Origin of the sequence: Streptomyces sp. E2N166 (genome assembly GCF_003671715.1) — a bacterium.
Taxonomy (GTDB): domain Bacteria; phylum Actinomycetota; class Actinomycetes; order Streptomycetales; family Streptomycetaceae; genus Streptomyces; species Streptomyces thinghirensis.
Genome location: NZ_RAIF01000006.1, coordinates 1013633 through 1032507, shown reverse-complemented (window position 1 = coordinate 1032507; position 18875 = coordinate 1013633). Strand labels below are relative to the sequence as shown.

General features: G+C 72.6%; 18 protein-coding genes, 1 tRNA gene and 1 pseudogene. 11 read left to right on the top strand and 9 right to left on the bottom strand.

Annotated features, from left to right (window positions below; all coding sequences use genetic code 11):
* Nucleotides 1–208: 208 nt before the first annotated feature.
* From EBH09_RS05015 to mnhG, 7 genes are all read left to right on the top strand, one after another.
* Nucleotides 209–282: transfer RNA gene (locus EBH09_RS05015), tRNA-Pro, on the top strand.
* A gap of 116 nt (nucleotides 283–398) precedes the next feature.
* On the top strand, nucleotides 399–3317 hold the full coding sequence (locus EBH09_RS05010; RefSeq protein WP_121745754.1) for a Na+/H+ antiporter subunit A: 2919 nt from the start codon (nucleotides 399–401) through the stop codon (nucleotides 3315–3317).
* Nucleotides 3314–4075: a Na(+)/H(+) antiporter subunit C gene (locus tag EBH09_RS05005; protein ID WP_121745753.1), complete on the top strand. Its 762-nt coding sequence runs from the start codon at nucleotides 3314–3316 to the stop codon at nucleotides 4073–4075. Before EBH09_RS05010 ends, EBH09_RS05005 begins: the two co-directional genes overlap by 4 nt.
* Complete coding sequence (locus EBH09_RS05000) at nucleotides 4072–5730, top strand: Na+/H+ antiporter subunit D (RefSeq protein WP_121745752.1); 1659 nt, start codon at nucleotides 4072–4074, stop codon at nucleotides 5728–5730. The genes EBH09_RS05005 and EBH09_RS05000 overlap by 4 nt, the downstream gene beginning before the upstream one ends.
* Complete coding sequence (locus tag EBH09_RS04995; RefSeq protein WP_121745751.1) at nucleotides 5727–6326, top strand: Na+/H+ antiporter subunit E; 600 nt, start codon at nucleotides 5727–5729, stop codon at nucleotides 6324–6326. Before EBH09_RS05000 ends, EBH09_RS04995 begins: the two co-directional genes overlap by 4 nt.
* Nucleotides 6323–6640: a monovalent cation/H+ antiporter complex subunit F gene (locus EBH09_RS04990; protein WP_121745750.1), complete on the top strand. Its 318-nt coding sequence runs from the start codon at nucleotides 6323–6325 to the stop codon at nucleotides 6638–6640. Before EBH09_RS04995 ends, EBH09_RS04990 begins: the two co-directional genes overlap by 4 nt.
* Nucleotides 6637–7002: a monovalent cation/H(+) antiporter subunit G gene (gene mnhG, locus EBH09_RS04985; protein WP_121745749.1), complete on the top strand. Its 366-nt coding sequence runs from the start codon at nucleotides 6637–6639 to the stop codon at nucleotides 7000–7002. Before EBH09_RS04990 ends, mnhG begins: the two co-directional genes overlap by 4 nt.
* 30 nt (nucleotides 7003–7032) lie before the next feature.
* Here mnhG and EBH09_RS04980 read toward each other — a convergent pair whose 3' ends face one another.
* The 7 genes and pseudogenes from EBH09_RS04980 to EBH09_RS04950 all read right to left on the bottom strand — a co-directional run bounded on the left by EBH09_RS04980 (nucleotide 7033) and on the right by EBH09_RS04950 (nucleotide 11176).
* Nucleotides 7033–7560, bottom strand: coding sequence for an NUDIX hydrolase family protein (locus tag EBH09_RS04980; RefSeq protein ID WP_193776173.1), 528 nt, complete (start codon nucleotides 7558–7560; stop codon nucleotides 7033–7035).
* Between the two features lie 16 nt (nucleotides 7561–7576).
* Nucleotides 7577–7776: pseudogene (locus tag EBH09_RS38595) on the bottom strand (hypothetical protein); the annotation flags it as partial.
* 241 nt (nucleotides 7777–8017) lie between these two features.
* Entirely contained in the window at nucleotides 8018–8902 is an 885-nt protein-coding gene (locus EBH09_RS04970; protein ID WP_121745747.1) for a hypothetical protein, read from the bottom strand.
* A gap of 109 nt (nucleotides 8903–9011) precedes the next feature.
* Nucleotides 9012–9662: an endonuclease gene (locus EBH09_RS04965; RefSeq protein WP_121745746.1), complete on the bottom strand. Its 651-nt coding sequence runs from the start codon at nucleotides 9660–9662 to the stop codon at nucleotides 9012–9014.
* 2 nt (nucleotides 9663–9664) lie between these two features.
* Nucleotides 9665–9997, bottom strand: coding sequence for a DUF3140 domain-containing protein (locus tag EBH09_RS04960; RefSeq protein ID WP_121745745.1), 333 nt, complete (start codon nucleotides 9995–9997; stop codon nucleotides 9665–9667).
* The gene (locus EBH09_RS04955) at nucleotides 9943–10281 is read right to left on the bottom strand and encodes a WhiB family transcriptional regulator (protein ID WP_121746247.1); all 339 of its coding nucleotides are present in this window, start codon (nucleotides 10279–10281) and stop codon (nucleotides 9943–9945) included. The genes EBH09_RS04960 and EBH09_RS04955 overlap by 55 nt, the downstream gene beginning before the upstream one ends.
* An 85-nt stretch (nucleotides 10282–10366) precedes the next feature.
* On the bottom strand, nucleotides 10367–11176 hold the full coding sequence (locus tag EBH09_RS04950) for an alpha/beta hydrolase (protein WP_121745744.1): 810 nt from the start codon (nucleotides 11174–11176) through the stop codon (nucleotides 10367–10369).
* Nucleotides 11177–11315: 139 nt separating this feature from the next.
* On the opposite strand from EBH09_RS04950, the gene EBH09_RS04945 reads away from it, so the two are divergent.
* The 4 genes from EBH09_RS04945 (at nucleotide 11316) to EBH09_RS04930 (ending at nucleotide 15839) form a co-directional block, all read left to right on the top strand.
* Nucleotides 11316–12503 carry a thiolase family protein gene (locus EBH09_RS04945; RefSeq protein ID WP_121745743.1) on the top strand — a complete coding sequence of 396 codons (1188 nt, stop codon included), beginning with the start codon at nucleotides 11316–11318 and terminating at the stop codon, nucleotides 12501–12503.
* A gap of 154 nt (nucleotides 12504–12657) precedes the next feature.
* Nucleotides 12658–14166: a long-chain fatty acid--CoA ligase gene (locus EBH09_RS04940; protein WP_121745742.1), complete on the top strand. Its 1509-nt coding sequence runs from the start codon at nucleotides 12658–12660 to the stop codon at nucleotides 14164–14166.
* Between the two features lie 66 nt (nucleotides 14167–14232).
* Nucleotides 14233–15009, top strand: coding sequence for a sulfite exporter TauE/SafE family protein (locus EBH09_RS04935; RefSeq protein WP_121745741.1), 777 nt, complete (start codon nucleotides 14233–14235; stop codon nucleotides 15007–15009).
* A gap of 56 nt (nucleotides 15010–15065) precedes the next feature.
* Complete coding sequence (locus EBH09_RS04930; RefSeq protein WP_121745740.1) at nucleotides 15066–15839, top strand: cobalt-precorrin-6A reductase; 774 nt, start codon at nucleotides 15066–15068, stop codon at nucleotides 15837–15839.
* Here the strand turns inward: EBH09_RS04930 and EBH09_RS04925 are convergent.
* A complete protein-coding gene (locus EBH09_RS04925) occupies nucleotides 15823–17898 on the bottom strand; it encodes an MDR family MFS transporter (RefSeq protein ID WP_193776110.1) in 2076 nt (691 codons plus the stop codon). The two genes, EBH09_RS04930 and EBH09_RS04925, sit on opposite strands and share 17 nt — an antisense overlap.
* 89 nt (nucleotides 17899–17987) lie before the next feature.
* Nucleotides 17988–18761 carry a precorrin-6A synthase (deacetylating) gene (cobF, locus tag EBH09_RS04920; protein ID WP_121745738.1) on the bottom strand — a complete coding sequence of 258 codons (774 nt, stop codon included), beginning with the start codon at nucleotides 18759–18761 and terminating at the stop codon, nucleotides 17988–17990.
* Between the last annotated feature and the right edge of the window lie 114 nt (nucleotides 18762–18875).

Below are 18875 nucleotides of genomic sequence, written 5' to 3'. Positions count from 1 at the left end.
CGAAGAAAACACCAGAGTGCGCGGACTGGTGCGGGTCGACGCGACCGCGGCCGGATCCGAGCGCACGGCGGCCACGCCCGAACCGTCTCGCGCGCGGAAGTGCTGACGGCGGACCGCGCCCCGGAAAAGCGATGCGCGACCACCGGCCCGAGTGCGGTATGGTTTTCCTGCGCGTTCGGCCCGGGGAAACCCCAGGTCAGACGGGCAACGGGACGTGGCGCAGCTTGGTAGCGCACTTGACTGGGGGTCAAGGGGTCGCAGGTTCAAATCCTGTCGTCCCGACTGGAAGCAGTCGTTGATCGAGGGGCGATTTCGGAGAGATCCGAAACCGCCCCTCGATTGTCTGCCCTGCGGCGTGGCTGGGCGCCCAGGCGAGATGCCCGATATATCACTGTCGGGTGTCCGCGCTCATCCTCTGCCACTTCGCGCTCGCGCTGTTCGCCGCGCCGCTGGTGAGGTGGTGCGGGACCCGTGCCTTCATCGTGCTGGCGCTGCCGCCCGCCGCGACGGCCGTCTGGGCGGCCACCCGGTGGAGCACGACGGCCGCGGGCGGCGCCGACACCACCGAGTGGACCTGGCTGCCGGCCTACCGTGTGGACTGGGCGCTGCGGCTGGACGCCCTCGCCGAACTCATGGTGCTGCTCGCCGCGGGAGTGGGCGCCCTCGTCCTGGTCTACTGCGCCTCCTACTTCGACGACCGGTCGCGGCAGCTGGGCAGGTTCGCCGGGAGCCTCCTCGCCTTCGCCGGGGCGATGCTCGGCCTGGTCCTCGCCGACGACCTGATCCTGCTCTACATCTTCTGGGAACTGACGACCGTCTTCTCCTATCTGCTGATCGGCCAGACCAGCGACCACAAACGCAACCGGCGCAGCGCCCTGCAGGCCCTGACGGTCACCACACTCGGCGGACTGACCATGCTCGTCGGCTTCCTGGTCCTGGGCCACGAGGCGGGCACCTACCGGATCTCGGCGATCCTCGCCGACCCGCCGTCCGCGTCGGCGGCGCTGTCCACGGCGATCGCGCTGATCCTCGTCGGCGCCCTCTCCAAGTCCGCGATCTGGCCGTTCAGTCTGTGGCTGCCCAACGCCATGGCCGCCCCCACCCCGGTCAGCGCCTATCTGCACGCCGCCGCGATGGTCAAGGCCGGCGTCTACCTCATCGCCCGGCTCGCCCCCGCGTTCGCCGAGGTCACGCCCTGGCGGCCGCTCCTGCTCGTCCTGGGCTCCGCGACGATGCTGCTGGGCGCCTGGCGGGCGCTGCGCCTGAACGACCTGAAGCTCGTCCTCGCGTACGGCACGGTCAGCCAGCTCGGCTTCCTCACCGTCCTCGCCGGCGCGGGCGGTCACGACACCGCCGTCGCCGCCACCGCCATGATCCTCGCCCACGCCCTGTTCAAGGCCCCGCTCTTCCTGGTCACCGGGATCGTCGACCACGCCACCGGCACCCGTGACCTGCGAAGACTCTCCGGGCTCGGGCGCCGGCTGCCCGCCGTGTGCGCCGTCGCCGTGGTCGCCGGACTGTCCATGGCCGCCGTACCGCCGCTGCTCGGCTTCACCGCCAAGGAGGCTGCCTTCCAGTCCCTCCTGGACGGGGACACCGCCGACCGCTGGGCGCTCGCGATGACCGTCGTCGGCTCGGCCCTGACCACCGCCTACACCCTGCGCTACCTCTGGGGCGCCTTCGCCCGTAAGCCCGGTGTCCCGGACACGGACGCGTACGCCGTCCCGCCGGCCTTCCTCGCGCCGCCCGCCGTGCTGGCCCTGGCCTGCCTTGTCCTCGGACCCGGCGTGTCCTGGCTCCAGGGCCTGCTCGGCGCCTACGCCGGGCAGTTCCCCGTACCCGCCCACCCGTACCACCTGGCGCTGTGGCACGGGGCGGGTCTGGCCCTCGGACTGTCCTGCGCGGCCTGGGCGGGCGGTGTCCTGCTGTTCCTCGCCGCGAGCCCCGTAGGGCGTGTCGGGCAGGCCCTGGCCTGGCGCTCCGCCGACCGGATCTTCGGACGGTTCCTGCTCGGCCTCGAACGCACCGCCCTGCAGTGCACCGGTTTCGTGCAGCGCGGCTCGCTGTCGGTGTACCTCGTGACGACCATGAGCGTGGTCCTCGCCGGGCAGGCCGCCGTGCTCCTCGCGGACGAACCCTGGGCCGGAGTGCCCGCCCCACGGCTGTGGGACCACCCGGCCCAGGCCGGTGTCGCGCTGCTGACCTGTGCCGCCGCCGTGCTGTGCCTGGGCGTGCGGCGCCGGATGAAGGCCGTCGTGCTCGCCGGACTCACCGGATACGGCACCGCGCTGCTCTTCGTCGTGCAGGGCGCGCCCGACCTCGCGCTGACCCAGTTCTGCGTGGAGACCGTCTCGATGATCGTCTTTGTGCTCGTGCTGCGCCGGATGCCGGTGCACTTCGAGGAGAACTACAGCCGGTTGCGGCGCGCACTGCGGATGCCGGTGGCGCTCGCGGGCGGCGCCGCCGTCGCCCTCGTCGTCTGGATCATGGCGGGGCACCGCCGGGCCGACAGCGCCGGGGCGGCGATGGTCGAGGAGACCGCCCACCACGGCCTGAAGGACGTTGTCGCGACGATCCTCGTCGACCTGCGGGCCTGGGACACGATGGGGGAGTCCGCGGTGCTCGCCGCCGCCGCGATCGGTGTCACCAGCCTCGTCTACCTGCACCGCCGCACCGACAGCGCCGAGCAGCCCGTACTGCCGCTGCCCGGGGACCACCCGCACGCCGGCCTGCGCACCGCCTGGCGGGCGACCTCGTACGAATCGGCGGGGCTGCCCAGCGGCGACGAGGGCGCGCCGGAGCGGACCTGGCTCGCGGCCGGCTCCACCCTCGCCCCCGAGCGCCGCTCCGTGGTCCTGGAAGTGGTCGCGAGCCTCATCTTCCACCCCATCCTCGTCCTCTCCGTCTACCTGCTGATGTGCGCGGAGAACCTGCCGGGCGGCGGCTTCGTCGGGGGCCTGACCGCGGGCGTCGCCTTCATCGCCCGCTATCTCGCGGGCGGACGGCACGAACTCGCCGACGCCGTGCCCTTCAAGGCGGGCGCTTTCACCGGGCTCGGCCTGTTCCTGTCCACCGGAGTCGCACTGAGCGGCCTGGCCGAGGGGACCGTGCTGCACGGCTGGACCTGGCACGGCCACCTGCCCGTGTGGGGCGAAGCCCACCTGTCCACCGCCGTCCTCTTCGACTGCGGCGTCTACCTCCTCGTCCTCGGCGTGGTCCTGGACATCGTGCGGGCCCTCGGCGCCCGGATCGACCGGCAGATCGAAAGGGCGGCCGCCGGCCGGACCGCCCCGCGCGGTGAGGCGGGCCCCGCATGACCGTGAGCCTCTCCCTCCTGGTGGCCGCCGCCGTCCTCAGCGCCGTCGGCGCCAGCCTGCTGCTGACCCGGTCCCTGACCCGGATCCTGCTCGGCGCCGTCGTCCTCGGCAACGGCGTCAACCTGCTGGTGCTCGCCTCGACGGGCAGCGCGGGTGCCGCGCCGCTGCTCTACCCCAACGTCATCCGCAACCGGGTCACCGACCCGCTGCCCCAGGCCATCGCGCTGACCGCGATCGTCATCACCCTCGCCACCACCGCGTTCCTGCTGGCCATGGCCTACCGCAGCCACCAGGTCACCGGCTCCGACGAGATCAGCGACGACACCGAGGACCGCCTGGTCGCCCTGCGCGCCGAGTTCCTCGACCGGCGCGGTGAACTGCGCGACCGCTACCGCGAGGCGCGCGCCGAGCACGGCACCGACCCCGAACTCGGCGCCCGCTACCGGGCCGCACGCAGACGGCTGCGCCGGCGGGTCCGCGAGGAACGCGCCTACCAGGCCCGCGCCAACGACGTCTCCGGGAACCTGTGGAACGACATCCTCGGCGCCGACCCCGAGGACTACCGCGAGGGCCGGGAGCTGGGCACCACCGATCCGTCGGGCCGGCCGGGACCGGCACCGGCCCGCGTCGCCGGGCCCTCCAACGACCCCGAGGAGACCGGCCACGAGCCCGACTCGCACCCCGGCGAGGACTCCGGCCACCCGCCGCCCGACCAGCCCGACGACCCCGAGGGCGCCGGCCCGGAAGGAACCAGGTGAACGCGCTCGTCCCCCTCCCCGTCCTGCTGCCCCTGTGCGTCACGGGGCTGAAACTGGCCATCGGTCCCCGGCTCCAGCGGTTCCAGCGCTTCATCACCCTCGCCGTGCTCGGCGCGGTCCTCGTGCTCTCCGTACTCCTCATGGTGGCCGCCGACCGCCACGGTCCGCTCAGCGTGCACCTCGGCGACTTCCCCCCGCCGGTCGGTATCACCCTCGTCGCCGACCGGCTCGCGGGGCTGATGCTCACCGTGTCCAGCGCCGTCACTCTGCTGGTCAACCTGTACTCGCTGGGCCAGGGCATGGCCGACCGCGACGACCAGACACCGGTCGGCGTCTTCCACCCCGCCTACCTCATCCTCGTGGCAGGCGTCTCCTGCACCTTCCTGTCCGGAGACCTCGTCAACCTCTACGTCGGCTTCGAGATCATGCTCGTCGCGAGCTTCGTCCTGCTCACCATCGGCGGCACCGCGACCCGGATCCGGGCGGGCTCGACGTACGTGATCATCTCGCTGTTCTCCTCGGTGCTCTTCCTCGTCGCCATCGCCATGACGTACTCGGTCGCCGGGACCGTCAACTTCGCCCAGCTCGCGGGGCGGCTGCAGGAAGTCCCGGTCGGAGTGCGGACCCTGCTGGAGGCCATGCTGCTGACCGTCTTCGCGATCAAGGCGGCGGTGTTCCCGCTCGCGGCCTGGCTGCCCGACTCCTACCCGACCGCGCCCGCACCGGTCACCGCGGTCTTCGCCGGCCTGCTCACCAAGGTCGGCGTGTACTCGATGCTGCGCACCCAGACCCTGCTCTTCCCCGGCCACCGCCTCGGCGACCTGCTGATGCTCGCCGCGCTCGCCTCCATGGTCATCGGCATCCTCGGCGCGGTCGCCCAGACCGACCTGAAGCGGGTGCTCTCCTTCACCCTCATCAGCCACATCGGCTACATGGTCTTCGGCATCGCGCTCGCCGGGCGCGGCTCGATCGCCGGGGCGATCGTGTACGTGGCCCACCACATCACGGTGCAGACCACCCTCTTCCTCGTCGCCGGGCTCATCGAGCGGCGCGACGGCACCACGGAACTCACCCGCCTCGGCGGCCTGGCGAAGACGGCGCCACTGCTCGCCGTGCTGTTCTTCGTGCCCGCCATGAACCTCGCGGGCATCCCGCCGTTCTCCGGGTTCATCGGCAAGCTCGGCCTGATGCGGGCGGGCGTGGACAACGGCGGCGGCTGGGCCTGGGCGCTGGTCGCCGGGTCCGCAGCAACCAGCCTGCTCACCCTCTACGTCATGGCGAAGGTCTGGAACCTGGCGTTCTGGCGCGACGCTCCGCCCGGGGCCGAGGGCGAGGGGAGGGTGCTGGAATCCGCCGAGGACGAGCCGGGCGACGACGGGGACGGCGACGGCGGGGACGGTGAGGACAGCGCGGCGACCGGCTCCGGGAGCGGCCTGCCGGAACCGGCGGGCGCCGTGGTCTCCGCCGGCTTCCTCGGGCAGTCCATCACCACCACCAGGCGGCTGCCCTGGCCGATGGTGGTGGCGACCGGCGCCGCCGTCGCCCTCGGCCTGCTCTACACCGTGCTCGGCGGCCCCCTCACCACCTTCACCGAGGCCGCCGCCACCGAACTCCTCGCCCGTACCCCCTACATCGAGGCGGTGCTCGGCCGATGAGCAACCTCTTCCGCGACCGTTCCCCCTACAGCTGGTCCTTCCGCGTCGGCAGCGGCAGACGCGTTCTCGACCTGCCGCTCACCGCCTGGCTCACGGTCATCTGGATACTGCTGTGGGGCACCCTGTCCTGGGCCAACCTCGTCAACGGCGTCATCGTCGCGGTGTGCCTGTGCCTCGCCTTCCCGCTGCCCGCCGTCGACCTCGGTCTGCGGCTGCGTCCGCTGGGCATCCTGCGGCTCACGGTCTACCTGCTGTACGACATGTTCTCCTCGAGCGTCGAGGTCACCCGGCAGATCTTCGCCAAGGGCCCGTACCCCGCCGCGGTCGTCGCCGTCCCGCTGCGGGTGCGCGGCGACCTCATGCTCACGGCCACCGCCGTCGCCGTCTCCAACGTCCCCGGCGGCTCCGTGATCGAGGTGCGCCGGTCGACCGCCACCTTGTTCCTGCACGTCCTCGACGCCGACGACCCGGGCGAGATCGAGAGCGCCCAGCGGTCGGTGTGGCGCATGGAGGAACTCGTGGCCCGCGCCTTCGGCACCGCCGAGGACATCGCCCTCGCCGCCCAGCCCGTACCGGAAGGGGACCGCTCGCCGTGACCACCCTGCGCGCCGTCGAAGAGGCCGTGCTGGCCGCCTCGGCCGTGATGATCCTCGTCGCGGGCGCCCTGCTGCTGTACCGCGTCTGGTACGGGCCCTCGATGCTGGACCGCGCGGTCGCCCTGGACGTGGCGGCGGCGCTCATCATCGCCGGCCTCGCCGTCAAGGCCGCCCACGACGGCGACTCCTTCTACTTCCCGGTGATGCTGGTGCTCGCCTTCCTCGGCTTCACCGGCTCGGTGGGCATCGCCAGGTTCATCGCCGTACGCGACCGGCCCTCGGTGCGTGCGGACGGCACGGAGGACCACCGGTGAACGCCTGGGCCGATGCCGCCGATCTGATCGGGGCGGTCCTCCTGTTCCTCGGCTGCCTGCAGTGCCTGCTCGGTGTGATCGGTATGCTCCGCTTCCCCGACGTGCTCTCCCGCAGTCACGCCGCCACCAAGCCGCAGACCCTCGGGGTGCTTCTCGTCCTCGCCGGGGTGGCGCTGAGGCTGCGCCACGGCATCGATCTGGGCACCCTCGCCCTCATCGTCTTCTTCCAGTTCCTCACCGGCCCGGTCGCCTCCCACCTGGTGGCCCGCTCCGCCTACCGCACCGGACAGACGGGTTCCCGGGGTCTGCTCCGGGACGACCTGGACCCGCAGTTGAGCGACGGGGAGCGGCCCGGGGAGTAGCTCGGCGGGGGCGGGCCGGTCACCGGGCCCTCAGACCACGCAGCCCACATGCGCCAGCGCCTGCTTCAGCAGCACCCCGTGCCCGCCCGGCATCTCGCTCTGCACGGCCGGTGACAGAGCCTCCTGCGGGCTGAACCAGACCAGGTCCAGCGCGTCCTGGCGCGGCCGGCAGTCGCCGGCCACCGGCACGACGTAGGCGAGGGAGACGGCGTGCTGCCGCGGATCGTGGTACGGCGTGACGCCGTGCGTGGGGAAGTATTCGGCCACCGTGAACGGCTGGAGCGAGGACGGCACCCGGGGCAGCGCCACCGGACCGAGGTCCTTCTCCAGGTGACGCAGCAGGGCGTCCCGGACCCGCTCGTGGTGCAGCACCCGGCCGGAGACCAGCGTCCGGCTGACCGTCCCGTCGGGACCGATGCGCAGAAGCAGGCCGACGCTGGTGACTTCTCCGCTGTCGTCGACGCGCACGGGCACGGCCTCGACGTAGAGGATCGGCATGCGGGCGCGTGCCATCTCGAGTTCGTCGGTCGACAGCCAGCCCGGCGTGGTTTCGGTCATGTCAGACATCGCTTGATCATACTTTCAGCCGTTCCTGCTTCCCGGGCGGCGCTCCGGGACTGTGACCGGTCCCACGTCGCTCAGCCGTCGTCCACCAGGCCCCCGGCAGCCGGTAGACCCGGCGTGCGTTGTCCCGCCCCGCCCAGCGCGCGATGCGCAGCGCGTCCCGGCAGGGCCCAGTCCGTCGGCGTCCACCCGCTCCTGCAACAGCCCGGCCCCCGCCGTGTCGACGTAGGACAGCACGACTCCGTGCACGCCCTGCCCGGACAGCTCCCCGCTCAGTGCGGTGGCCCGCTCGACCTCACCCGGACGCCCGCCGGGGACGGGGCCGCTCTCGCTCACGTCTCGGCTCCCCTTCGCGCGTGCGCTGTCCGTCCCGCACCATTGTGCCGTCCGGTGATCACGCTGTCCGGGTTTCGCCCGAGGTGTGCGGAGGCGGGGGAGCCCTCGAGGTCGGTCAGTCCAGGTTGGTGGGCCGCGGAGAAGGGGTCCCGCCGTCCAGAACGGTCTTCAGGCGCTCGGTCCCCTGCCGCACCGCCTGCTCCACGGACGCGGCCTCGTCGCCGTCGAGGCCGCCGCCGGTGACGGTGAGGGCGGAGGTGCCGACGCGTACGGCGACGAGGTCCAGGGTGAGCGTGGCCGGATTGTCGGCGGCGGTTCCCCGCACGGTCACGTGCAGACCCTCACGCGCGTCGCCGGCCTCGGGCACCGAGGCCTCGGTGACCTGGACCGTGCGCTTCTCGCCCGCCTCGTCGGTCGCGGTGAACTGATCGCACTTCTGCGGCAGGGAGTCCATCCACTCCAGGCTGTCGTCCAGACCGGCGCGGTCGTAGGCGGCGACCTGCTCGAGCAGACGGGAGTCGCCCTGTTCGAAGCCGGTGAGCGCCGACGGTCCCGACGGCTCGCCCAGCAGATTGTCGCGGTACAGGCCGTCGAGGAGTTTCTGGCAGTCCGCCGCGTCGGTCTTGGCGGTGAGGAAGTCGGAGACGTCGACCTCGCCGACGAGCAGGCGGTCGCGCCACTTGTCCGCGTCCTGGACCTGGTTCCAGCCGCCCTCCAGGTCGGCCTCGGTGAGCAGGGCGGCCTTCGCGCCGGACTCGGTGAGGGCGGAGGGGGACGCGGTGGGCGAACCCGTGGGCGACGTCGCGGGGGAGCCCGTGGGCTGCTTCTTCGCCGCTTCCCTCTCGGCGTCCTTCTCGGCGGCGCGGGCCTGTGCGGCGGCGGTGTCCGACACCGCCCCCGACCCGCCGCCGTCGTCCGAGCAGGCCGCCGTGGTCAGCAGCGCGCCCGCCGCCAGGGCGGAGGCCATGAGACGGACGGGGCGGGACGGACGACGGCTCATCGCGGATGCCTCCTGGGACGTGACACGGTGTCCTCAGCGCATCACCGCACCCGCGGACGCACCAGCGCACGGGGTTGTTCGGGTGACCGGCGGCCGGAGCCCGGAAGGCTCACCCGGCGCGTTCGAGGGTGTCCCGCACGACCTCCTCGTCCAGCGACGCGCGCACCAGCGCCGCCGCGAGGACGGCCGGTTCCGTCGTTCCGGCGAGGTCGAGGAGCCGGTCGGGGTCGCCCGGCAGGCCGAGGCGTTCCGCGCCCTGGCGGGCCTTGCGGTCCAGGTAGGGAGCCGCCTCGGGCCAGACGCACTGTGCCTCGCGCAGGAAGATGTCCGCGCCGGTCGGGCCCACCCCGGGGAACTCCTGGAGCAGCCGCCGCACTTCGGGCACCTCACCGTCCGCCTCCTTCCGGAGCCGGCGCAGGTCCCCGCCCCATCGCTCGGTCAGCAGTCCGGCCGCGTCGCCGAGCTGGGTGGCGGTGCGCTCGTCGTAGCGCCGGTAGCCGCCCCGGCCGAGCGCGTCCACCCGCTCCTGCCAGTCGGCGGCGGCCATGCGGCGCGGGTCGCGCAGCCCCGCCTCGTGCAGGGCACGGGCGGTGGCCACGGCGATCGAACCGCTGATGCGGGCGCTGAGCAGATGGGTGAGGACGAGCAGCCGGTACAGCGGCTGCGGGGTGTCCTTCAGCCGGATGCCCGCCTCCTCGGCGTACGTCTGCCCGTGCGCGTCGACGAGTTCCCGTACGACCCGCCGCTGGTCACGGCTCACGGCTACGGTTTCAGCGGGTCGTGACCGACCGTCATGAGCCGGTGCCTGAGCCGGGTGTCCTCGGACCGGGGCTCGTTCTCCAGGTCGGTCTGCGACGTCACGGTGTCCACGACCTTGCGCATCGCCCGGAGGTCGTCCTCCGTCAGGTCCGTGCGCCGCTTCTGCAGGATGGCCAGGACGTGCTGCCCCAGCGGTGAGCCGGCGTCGTCCGGCAACGGCTCGGTCAGCTCGCCGGAGTCGCGCACCCGGAGCCAGTCCGAGAGTTCCGCGGAGGTCATGTTCACGACGCGGTGGAAGTCCTCCCACAGCGCGTCGAGTTCGAGGGCGTCGGCCATGAGTTGCCCCTCATTCCGTCGTGCGTACGTGCGTAGTCGTGCGCATGCGTGTACTGCGCGGTCGTACGGAGCAGAGCGACACGCTCCTCCTCGCCGGTGCCTCCCCACACGCCCGACGTCTGCCCCAGCTCCAGGGCGAACGCCAGGCACTGGGCGCTCACCGGGCACCGGGCACAGACGTCTTTGGCGGCCTCGGTGTCCCGCAGAGCCGGTCCGGCCGTGCCCACCGGGAAGAACAGTTCGGGGTCCTCATCCACGCAGGCGGCGCGGCGCAACCACTCCATGGGGGCGCGGGTGCCCATGGGGCTCGCGGGCAAACGCCCGCCGGGACGCCGGGACGCCGGGGCGCCGGGGCGAACGCCCGGCCGCTCAGCGGGCGAGTACGCCGTCCAGGAAGCGCGTGACGTCGGTGAACACCTCCGCCCGGTTCGTCTCGTTGAAGATCTCGTGCCGGGCGCCCGGGTAGATCCGCTCGGTCAGGTCGCCGCCGCTGAGCCGTTCGACGCCGACGCGGCTGCCCGGCAGCGGTACCAGCCGGTCGTCGTCGCCGTGCGCCCACAGCAGCGGGAGCCGGCCGACGTCGCCGCCCTCGGCCACGGTGTCCAGGGTCCGTACGAACGCCTCCGCCGTCGGCCGCTTCATGGGGCCGTGCCACACCAGCGGGTCCGCCGCGTACGCCGCGCCGACCGCCGGGTCCCGGGAGAGCGAGGACGGGCTGATCGGGGTGTCGGGGATCTCGGGAAGGCCGAGCAGCGTGCGCGGCAGCTCCCAGTCGCCGATGACCGGCCCGGACAGCACCAGTGCGGTCAGCTCGCCGGGGTGGCGCTGGGCGTAGCGGGACGCGATCAGGCCGCCCATGGAGTGTCCGATCATGACCACCGGGAGGCCGGGGTGGTCGGTCCGGGCCCGCTCCGCCACGGTGTGCACGTCGGTGACCACGTCCTCGAAGTCCTCGATCAGCACCCGTTCGCCGTCCGACCGCCCGTGTCCGGCGTGGTCGGCGCCGTAGACGGCCGCGCCGTGCCCGGTCAGGACACCGGCCACCTCGTCGTAGCGGCCGATGTGCTCGCCGTATCCGTGCACCAGCAGCGCCACGTACACGGGCCGCCCGGCCGGCCACTCGCGGGCGGTGAGCCGTCCCCGCGTTCCGCTCAGGACGTGCTCGCGGGCCTCGGTCATCTCTCCTCCAGCTGCGTCGGTGAAGGTCACCGGAGGATCTTCCCAGGGAGCCGCCCGGCGGTCTATAGTCCAAAACTAGCAGTGCTAATTAAGTGTTCGTTCGCCGTCCGGCGACCGAGTGACGGTCAGGAGTCCCCCCGTGCGTCCCGTCCACTTCGCGGCCGCCCGCCGCACCCCGATCGGCAAGCTGCGCGGCGCCCTGTCCACCGTGCGGCCCGACGACCTCGCCGCCGCCGTGATCGGGGGCCTGGTCGCCGACGTCCCCGCGCTCGACCCGGCCCGCGTCGACGACGTCTACTGGGGCGCCGCCAACCAGGCCGGCGAGGACAACCGCAACGTCGCCCGCATGGCCGCCCTGCTCGCCGGCCTGCCCGAGTCCGTGCCCGGCGCCACGGTGAACCGGCTGTGCGCCTCCGGCCTGGAGGCCGTCACCACCGCCGCCCGCACCATCGCCGCCGGCGAGGCCGACATCGTGCTCGCCGGCGGCTCGGAGTCGATGAGCCGTGCCCCCTTCGTGCTGCCCCGCCCCGACGAGGCCCTGCCGCACCGCATCGAGACCGTCGACACCCGCCTCGGCTGGCGCCTGGTCAACCCGGTGATGAAGGACTTGCACGGTCTGCTGGCCATGGGCGAGACCGCGGAGGAGGTCGCCGAGCGGTACGGCATCCCGCGCGAACGCCAGGACGAGTTCGCCCTGCGCAGCCACCGCCTCGCCGCCGAGGCCCGGAAGAACGGCCACTTCGACGACGAGCTGCTCCCCGTCGAACGCCCCGACGGCGTGGTCGTCGACGCCGACGAGTGCGTCCGCGAGGACACCTCCGTCGAGAAGCTGGGCCGCCTCAAGCCGGTCTTCCGCGCCGGCGGCACCGTCACGGCGGGCAACGCCTCCCCGATGAACGACGGCGCCGCCGGCCTCCTCCTGGTCAGCGAGGAAGCCCTGAACGACCTGGGCCTGGAGTCCCTCGGCCGCTACGTCGCGGGCGGCTCGGCCGGCGTCCACCCGGACGTCATGGGCATCGGCCCGGTCCCCGCCACCCGCAAGGTCCTCGCCCGCGCCGGCTGGAGCGTCGACGACCTCACGGCGGCCGAGTTCAACGAGGCCTTCGCGGCCCAGGCCCTCGCCTGCGTGGACCAGCTCGGCATCGATCCCGACCTCGTGAACCCCAGCGGCGGCGCCATCGCGCTGGGCCACCCGCTCGGCTGCTCCGGCGCCCGCATCCTCACCACCCTGCTCCACCGCATGCGCCGCACGGGAGCGGCCCGCGGGCTCGCCACGATGTGCGTAGGCGTGGGGCAGGGCAGCGCGGTCCTGGTCGAACGGCACTAGGGGGGTGTCGTTCGGATCCTGCCGGTGCCGCGAGGCAAGGCGCCGTCCCGGAGCCGGCCTGATCCGGACGACCCCCAGCCCCAGCCGGACGCACATCATCCGCCCCGCTGCGGAGCCGCAGCAAGGAAGCAGCAAGGAAACGGAGCAACACCCCATGGCAACCCTCTCCGTCGCCGCCATCCTCGCCGAGAACGCCCGGCGCCGCCCCGACAAGGAGGCGCTGGTCGAGGGTGACCTGCGGCTGACCTTCGCCGAGGTGTGGCAGCGGGCCCGGGCCCAGGCCGGCGCCCTCACCGGCCTGGGGATCCGGCCGGGGGACCGGGTCGCGCTGATGGCGCCGAACACCGCCGAATTCCCGCAGGCGTACTACGCCATCGCCGCGACCGGCGGCGTCGTCGTCCCCGTCCACCTGCTGCTGTCACCGTCGGAGGTCGAGCACGTCCTGCGCGACAGCGGCGCCACCCTTCTGCTGTGCCACCCGGCACAGGCGGACGGAGCGGCCGCCGCGCGGGAGGCGGGCGTACGGGTCGTCACCCTCGGCGACGAGCTGGACAAGCTCGCGGCCGACGCCGAGCCACTGCCCTCCTACGTCACCCGCGACGCCGACGACCCCGCCGTCGTCTTCTACACCAGCGGTACCACCGGCGTCCCCAAGGGCGCCGTGCTCAGCCACTTCAACCTGGTGATGAACGCGACCGTCAACGCCTTCGACGCCAACGACATCCGGCCCGACGACACAGCCCTCGGCGCGCTGCCGCTGTTCCACGCCTTCGGCCAGACCGTCTCCCTGAACTCCACCTGGCGCGCCGGAGCCACCCTCGTCCTGCTGCCGCGCTTCGACGCCGCGCGCGCGATCGAGCTGATGGTGCGGGAGAAGGTCAACACCTTCCACGGCGTCCCGACCATGTTCGTCGCCCTCGCCGCCGCGGCCGCCGGGGCCGACGCCCTGCCCGGCCTGCGGGTGTGCATCTCCGGCGGTGCCTCGCTGCCGGTGGCCGTCCTGGAGCGGTTCGAGGAGGCCTTCGGCGCGAAGATCTACGAGGGGTACGGGCTGTCGGAGACCTCCCCGGCGGCGGCCGTGAACCAGCCGGTGTTCGGTGCCAGGCCCGGCACCATCGGGCACCCTCTGTGGGGCGTGGACGTGGAGATCGCCCGCGCGGAGGCCGAGGACCGCGTCGAGCTGCTGCCGCCCGGTGAGCTGGGCGAGGTCGTCGTACGCGGCCACAACGTCTTCTCCGGCTACCTGGGCCGCCCGGAAGCCACCGCCGAGGCGCTCGTCGACGGCTGGTTCCGCACCGGGGACCTCGGTACCAAGGACGACGACGGGTTCCTCCGGATCGTCGACCGCAAGAAGGACATCATCATCCGCGGCGGTTACAACGTCTATCCGCGCGAGGTCGAGGAGGTGCTGATGCGCCACCCCGGCATCGCGCAGGTAGCCGTCATCGGCCTCCCGGACGAACTGCACGGCGAGGAGGTGTGCGCCGTCGTCGTCCCGGCCCCCGACGCGACGCCGGACGCCGCCGAGGTCACCGAGTGGTCCAAGCGGTACCTCGGCAAGTACAAGTACCCGCGCCGCGTGGAGTTCGCGGACGCGCTGCCGCTGGGCCCGAGCATGAAGGTCCTGAAGCGGGAACTGCGGGTGCGGTACGCGGCCGGCTAAGGGGGGCCACCTGGCGAGACGGCGCTTACGGGCACCGGACAGGTGCACATAGCATCGGTGCCCGCAATGGACACCATGACGCTGTGGCACCTCACCGGCTGGGAATTCGCCGCACTCGCCTTCGCGGCCCTGCTCGTCGGCTTCTCCAAGACCGCCGTGAGCGGGGCCAACACGGTCAGTCTCGCGATCTTCGCGGCGGTCCTGCCCGCCCGCGCCTCCACCGGCATCCTGCTGCCGGTGCTGATCGCCGGTGACATCCTGGCCGTGCTCACCTACCGGCGCCACGCGCACTGGCCCACGCTGTGGCGGCTGTTCCCGGCGGTGGCGGTCGGCGTGGTCGCGGGCACCCTGTTCCTGGTGTGGGCCGACGACGCGATCGTACGGTCGTCGATCGGCGTGATCCTGCTCTTCATGGCAGGGGTGACGATGTGGCGTCGGCGGCAGGCCGCCGACGCGGACGGGCAGCCCGACGAGATCGCCTCACGGACCGGCCGTGTGAAGGCCCGCTCGTACGGCGTCCTCGGCGGCTTCACCACGATGGTCGCCAACGCGGGCGGCCCCGTGATGTCGATGTATCTCCTCTCCGCGGGCTTCCGCAAGCTCGGCTTCCTGGGCACGTCGGCCTTCTTCTTCCTGATCGTCAACGTCTCCAAGCTGCCCTTCAGCGCCGGCCTCGGCCTGATCGACGGCCGCTCGCTGCTTCTCGACGCCGCGCTCGTGGTCTTCGTGGTGCCCGGGGCGTTCATCGGCAAATGGGCTGTGAGCCGGATCAATCAACGTCTGTTCGAGCGGCTGGTGATCGCGGCGACGGTGGTGGGGGGCCTCCAGCTCCTGCTGCCCTGACGGACCGTAGGCCTGTCCGGCGGAAAGGTCGCGGGAAAGGCCCTAGTCTCGACGCCATGTCCCGCCTCCCCCCGTCCCCGCACGTGCTGATCCTCGGCGGCACCACCGAGGCCCGCCGCCTGGCCGCCGATCTGGCGGCGCGATCCGGCGTCCGCGTCACCACCTCTCTCGCGGGACGCGTGACCCGGCCCGGCTCCCTGGCCGGGGAGGTGCGGACCGGCGGCTTCGGCGGACCCGAGGGGCTGGCCGCCTGGCTGCGCGATCAGCACGTGGACGCCCTCGTCGACGCGACCCACCCGTTCGCCGAGACGATCACGGCGAACGCGGTCCGCGCCGCGGCGGCCACCGGCACCCCCGCGGTGATCCTGCGCCGCCCCGGCTGGCAGGCCGGACCAGGAGACCACTGGCATTCGGCCGCCTCCCTCGCCGAGGCGGCCGACCTGCTGCCGGACCTCGGCCGCCGCGTCTTCCTGACCACCGGCCGACTGGGCCTGGCGGCCTTCGCGCACCTGCCCGACCACCACTTCGTCGCCCGCTCGGTGGAGCACCCCGAGCCGCCCCTCCCACCGGACACACGCGTGCTGCTGGCCCGCGGCCCGTTCACCGAGGCCGACGAGACGGCCCTCCTGCGCGACCACCGCATCGACGTACTGGTGACCAAGGACAGCGGGGGAGCGGCCACCGCGGCCAAGCTCACGGCGGCCCGCGAGCTGGCTCTCCCGGTGGTGGTCGTCCGCAGGCCCCCGCTGCCTCGGGGCGCGGACGTGGTACCCGGCGTCCCGGCGGCCGTGGAGCGGCTGGAGCGGCTGGGGCTCAGCGGGCCGCCGTGACCGGCTGCCGCACGCGCTCCGGCAGACCGCTGCTCAGGTCCTCGACCAGCAGCCGCTTGGCGATCGAGTCGACCGCGGCACGCAGGTCCGTGTCCGAGGGCCGGCCGATGTCCTGCTCCACCCGGTCCTCCAGCCACGCCGACCAGGCCCGGCCGATGACCAGGGCCTCGCGGGCGCCGGCGTCGGTGTGGGAGAGCAGGGAGCCGTGGCGGGTCAGGAAACCCTCCTCGACCATGCGGTCGAAGACCGGCAGCAGCACCTCCGGCGGCAGCCGGCGGCGAGCCGCGATCAGACCGAGGCCGGCGTGCCCGACCAGCCGCGTGAACAGCTCGACCTGCATGACGGCCCAGGCACCGGCGACGTCGAGCCGGGTGTCGCTGTCCGCGATGATCCGGCGCGCGGTGTCCAGCTCCGTACTGCCGATGATCTTTCCGACGGAGGCCTCCAGCGCCCGCCTGTTGTCGGCGTCGTGCGGTGAGGCGAAGCCCTCACCCATGTCGGTGGAGCCCAGCCGGGCGCTGTCGCGCAGCTGGACCTGCTTGAGGAACAGCGCGACGAGGAAGCCGAGCGCCGCGACCGGGACCGTCCACAGGAACACGGTCTGAATGGTGTCCGCGTACGCGCCGACGATGGGCACCGACGCTTCCGGCGGCAGCCGGTGCACACCCTCCGGACTGGTCGCCGCCCTGCTGATCGCGGCCGGATCGGCCGCGCCGGTCCCCGCGGCGGCGGACACGCCGTCCCGCAGGTTGGGACCGAGTGCGTTGGCGTAGATGGTGCCGAAGACGGCGGTGCCGAAGGAGCTGCCCAGCGTGCGGAAGAAGGTGACGCCGGAGGTCGCGGTGCCGAGGTCGGTGTAGTCGACGGTGTTCTGCACCGCGATGGTCAGCACCTGCATGGACAGGCCGATGCCCGTGCCGAGCACGAACATGTACAGCGACTCCAGCCAGGCGCCCGTGGACGGCCCCATGAGTGACATCAGATACAGGCCGACGCCCATCACCAGGGTGCCCACGATCGGGAACAGCCGGTACCGTCCGGTCTTGCTGACGACGTTCCCGCTGAAGACCGAGGCGATCAGCAGTCCGGCCACCATCGGCAGCGTGCGCACGCCCGAGACGGTGGCCGAGTCGCCGTCGACGTACTGCAGGTAGGTCGGCAGATACGTCAGCGCGCCGAGCATCGCGAACCCGACGATGAAGCTGAGGACCGAGCAGACGGTGAACACCGGGCTGGAGAACAGCCGCATCGGCAGCATCGGTTCGGCCGCCCGGGTCTCCACCCAGCAGAACAGCCCGAGTGCGATCAGCCCGCCCGCGAACAGGCCGATGATCACGGCTGAGCCCCACCCGTACTCGTTGCCGCCCCAGCTCGTCGCCAGGATCAGGGCGCTCGCGCCGACCGCGACCAGGGCGATGCCCAGATAGTCGATGACGGGCCGGACGGCCGACTTCACCACCGGGATGGTGCGCGCGGCGGCGATGACGACGACGATCGCGATGGGCACGTTGACGTAGAAGGCCCAGCGCCAGGACAGGTGGTCGGTGAACAACCCGCCCAGCAGCGGGCCGATGACTGTCGCCACCCCGAACACCGCGCCGATGGCGCCCTGGTACTTGCCGCGCTCCCGCAGCGGGATGACGTCCGCGATCAGCGCCATCGACGTGACCATCAGGCCGCCCGCGCCGACGCCCTGCATCGCCCGCCAGATGATCAGCAGCGGCATGCTGGTGGCCAGCCCGCACAGGAACGAGCCCGTGATGAACACGATCGCCGAGACCTGGAAGACGACCTTGCGGCCGAACATGTCGCCGAACTTGCCGACCAGCACCGTGGCCACGGTCTCGGCGAGCAGGTACGAGGTCACCACCCACGACATGTGCTCGCCGCCGCCCAGATCCGACACGATCGTCGGCAGCGCGGTGCCGACGATCGTCTGGTCGAGGGCCGCGAGCAGCATGCCCAGCATGATCGTGACGAAGACGACGTTGCGGCGGCGCTTGTCGAGCACGGGCGGCTGGGCGGTGGCGTTCCGTGGGGTTGCCTCGGCGACTGTCACACGGTCACGATCACACCGGTGCACCGGCCACGCATGCGGGGACGGTCCGCCCGGGTGCGGCCCTCGGGGTGGCCGGGCGGTCGGTCCGGCTAGCCGTCGCCCGGGTTGCGCCGCAGCAGGTACGTGTCCATGATCCAGCCCTTGCGCTCCCGCGCCTCGGCGCGCAGCCGCTCGATGCGGGGCGCGGCCTCGGCGATCGGGCCGGAGGCGAGGATCTCGTCCGGGGTGCCTATATAGGCGCCCCAGTAGATGTAGATGTCCTGGTCCGCGTACCGCCGGAACGTCTGGTGGGCGTCGAGCATCACCACGACGTCGTCCACCCCCTCCGGGAAGCCCTCCGCGAGCCGCCGCCCGGTGGTGATCTGCACCGGCCGCGCCACCCGGTTCAGCCCGGTCCGGTGCCGGGCGACGAGTGAGGAGACGCTGCTGATGCCCGGTACGACGTCGTACTCGAAGGACACCGCGCCGCGCTCCAGGATCTCCTCCAGGATGCCCAGCGTGCTGTCGTAGAGCGCCGGGTCGCCCCACACCAGGAAGGCACCGCTCTCGTCCTCGCCCAGCTCATCGGCGATCAGCCGCTCGTAGATGCCGGCGCGGGCGCTGCGCCAGTCCCCGACGGCGGGGGAGTACGCCGTGCCGCCCGCGCTCCGGTCCCGCTCGGGGTCGCGCGCCTCGACTATCCGGTACGTCCCCTCAGGTACGTGCGTCTCCAGCATCTCCCGGCGCAGCCGCACCAGGTCGGCCTTCACCTCGCCCTTGTCCAGGACGAAGAACACGTCCGTGCCGCGCAGCGCCCTCACCGCCTGCAGGGTGAGCTGGTCGGGGTCGCCCGCGCCGATACCGATCACATGAATCTTCCGCACGCCACGAGTCTGCCGTACGCCACTGACAACGCCCCGGCCGGGCTGCCCTCAGCCCCGCAGGCGAGGTGCCCGCGCCCCCGCGTCCACGGTCGCGCCGCCCTCCACGTCCTCCGC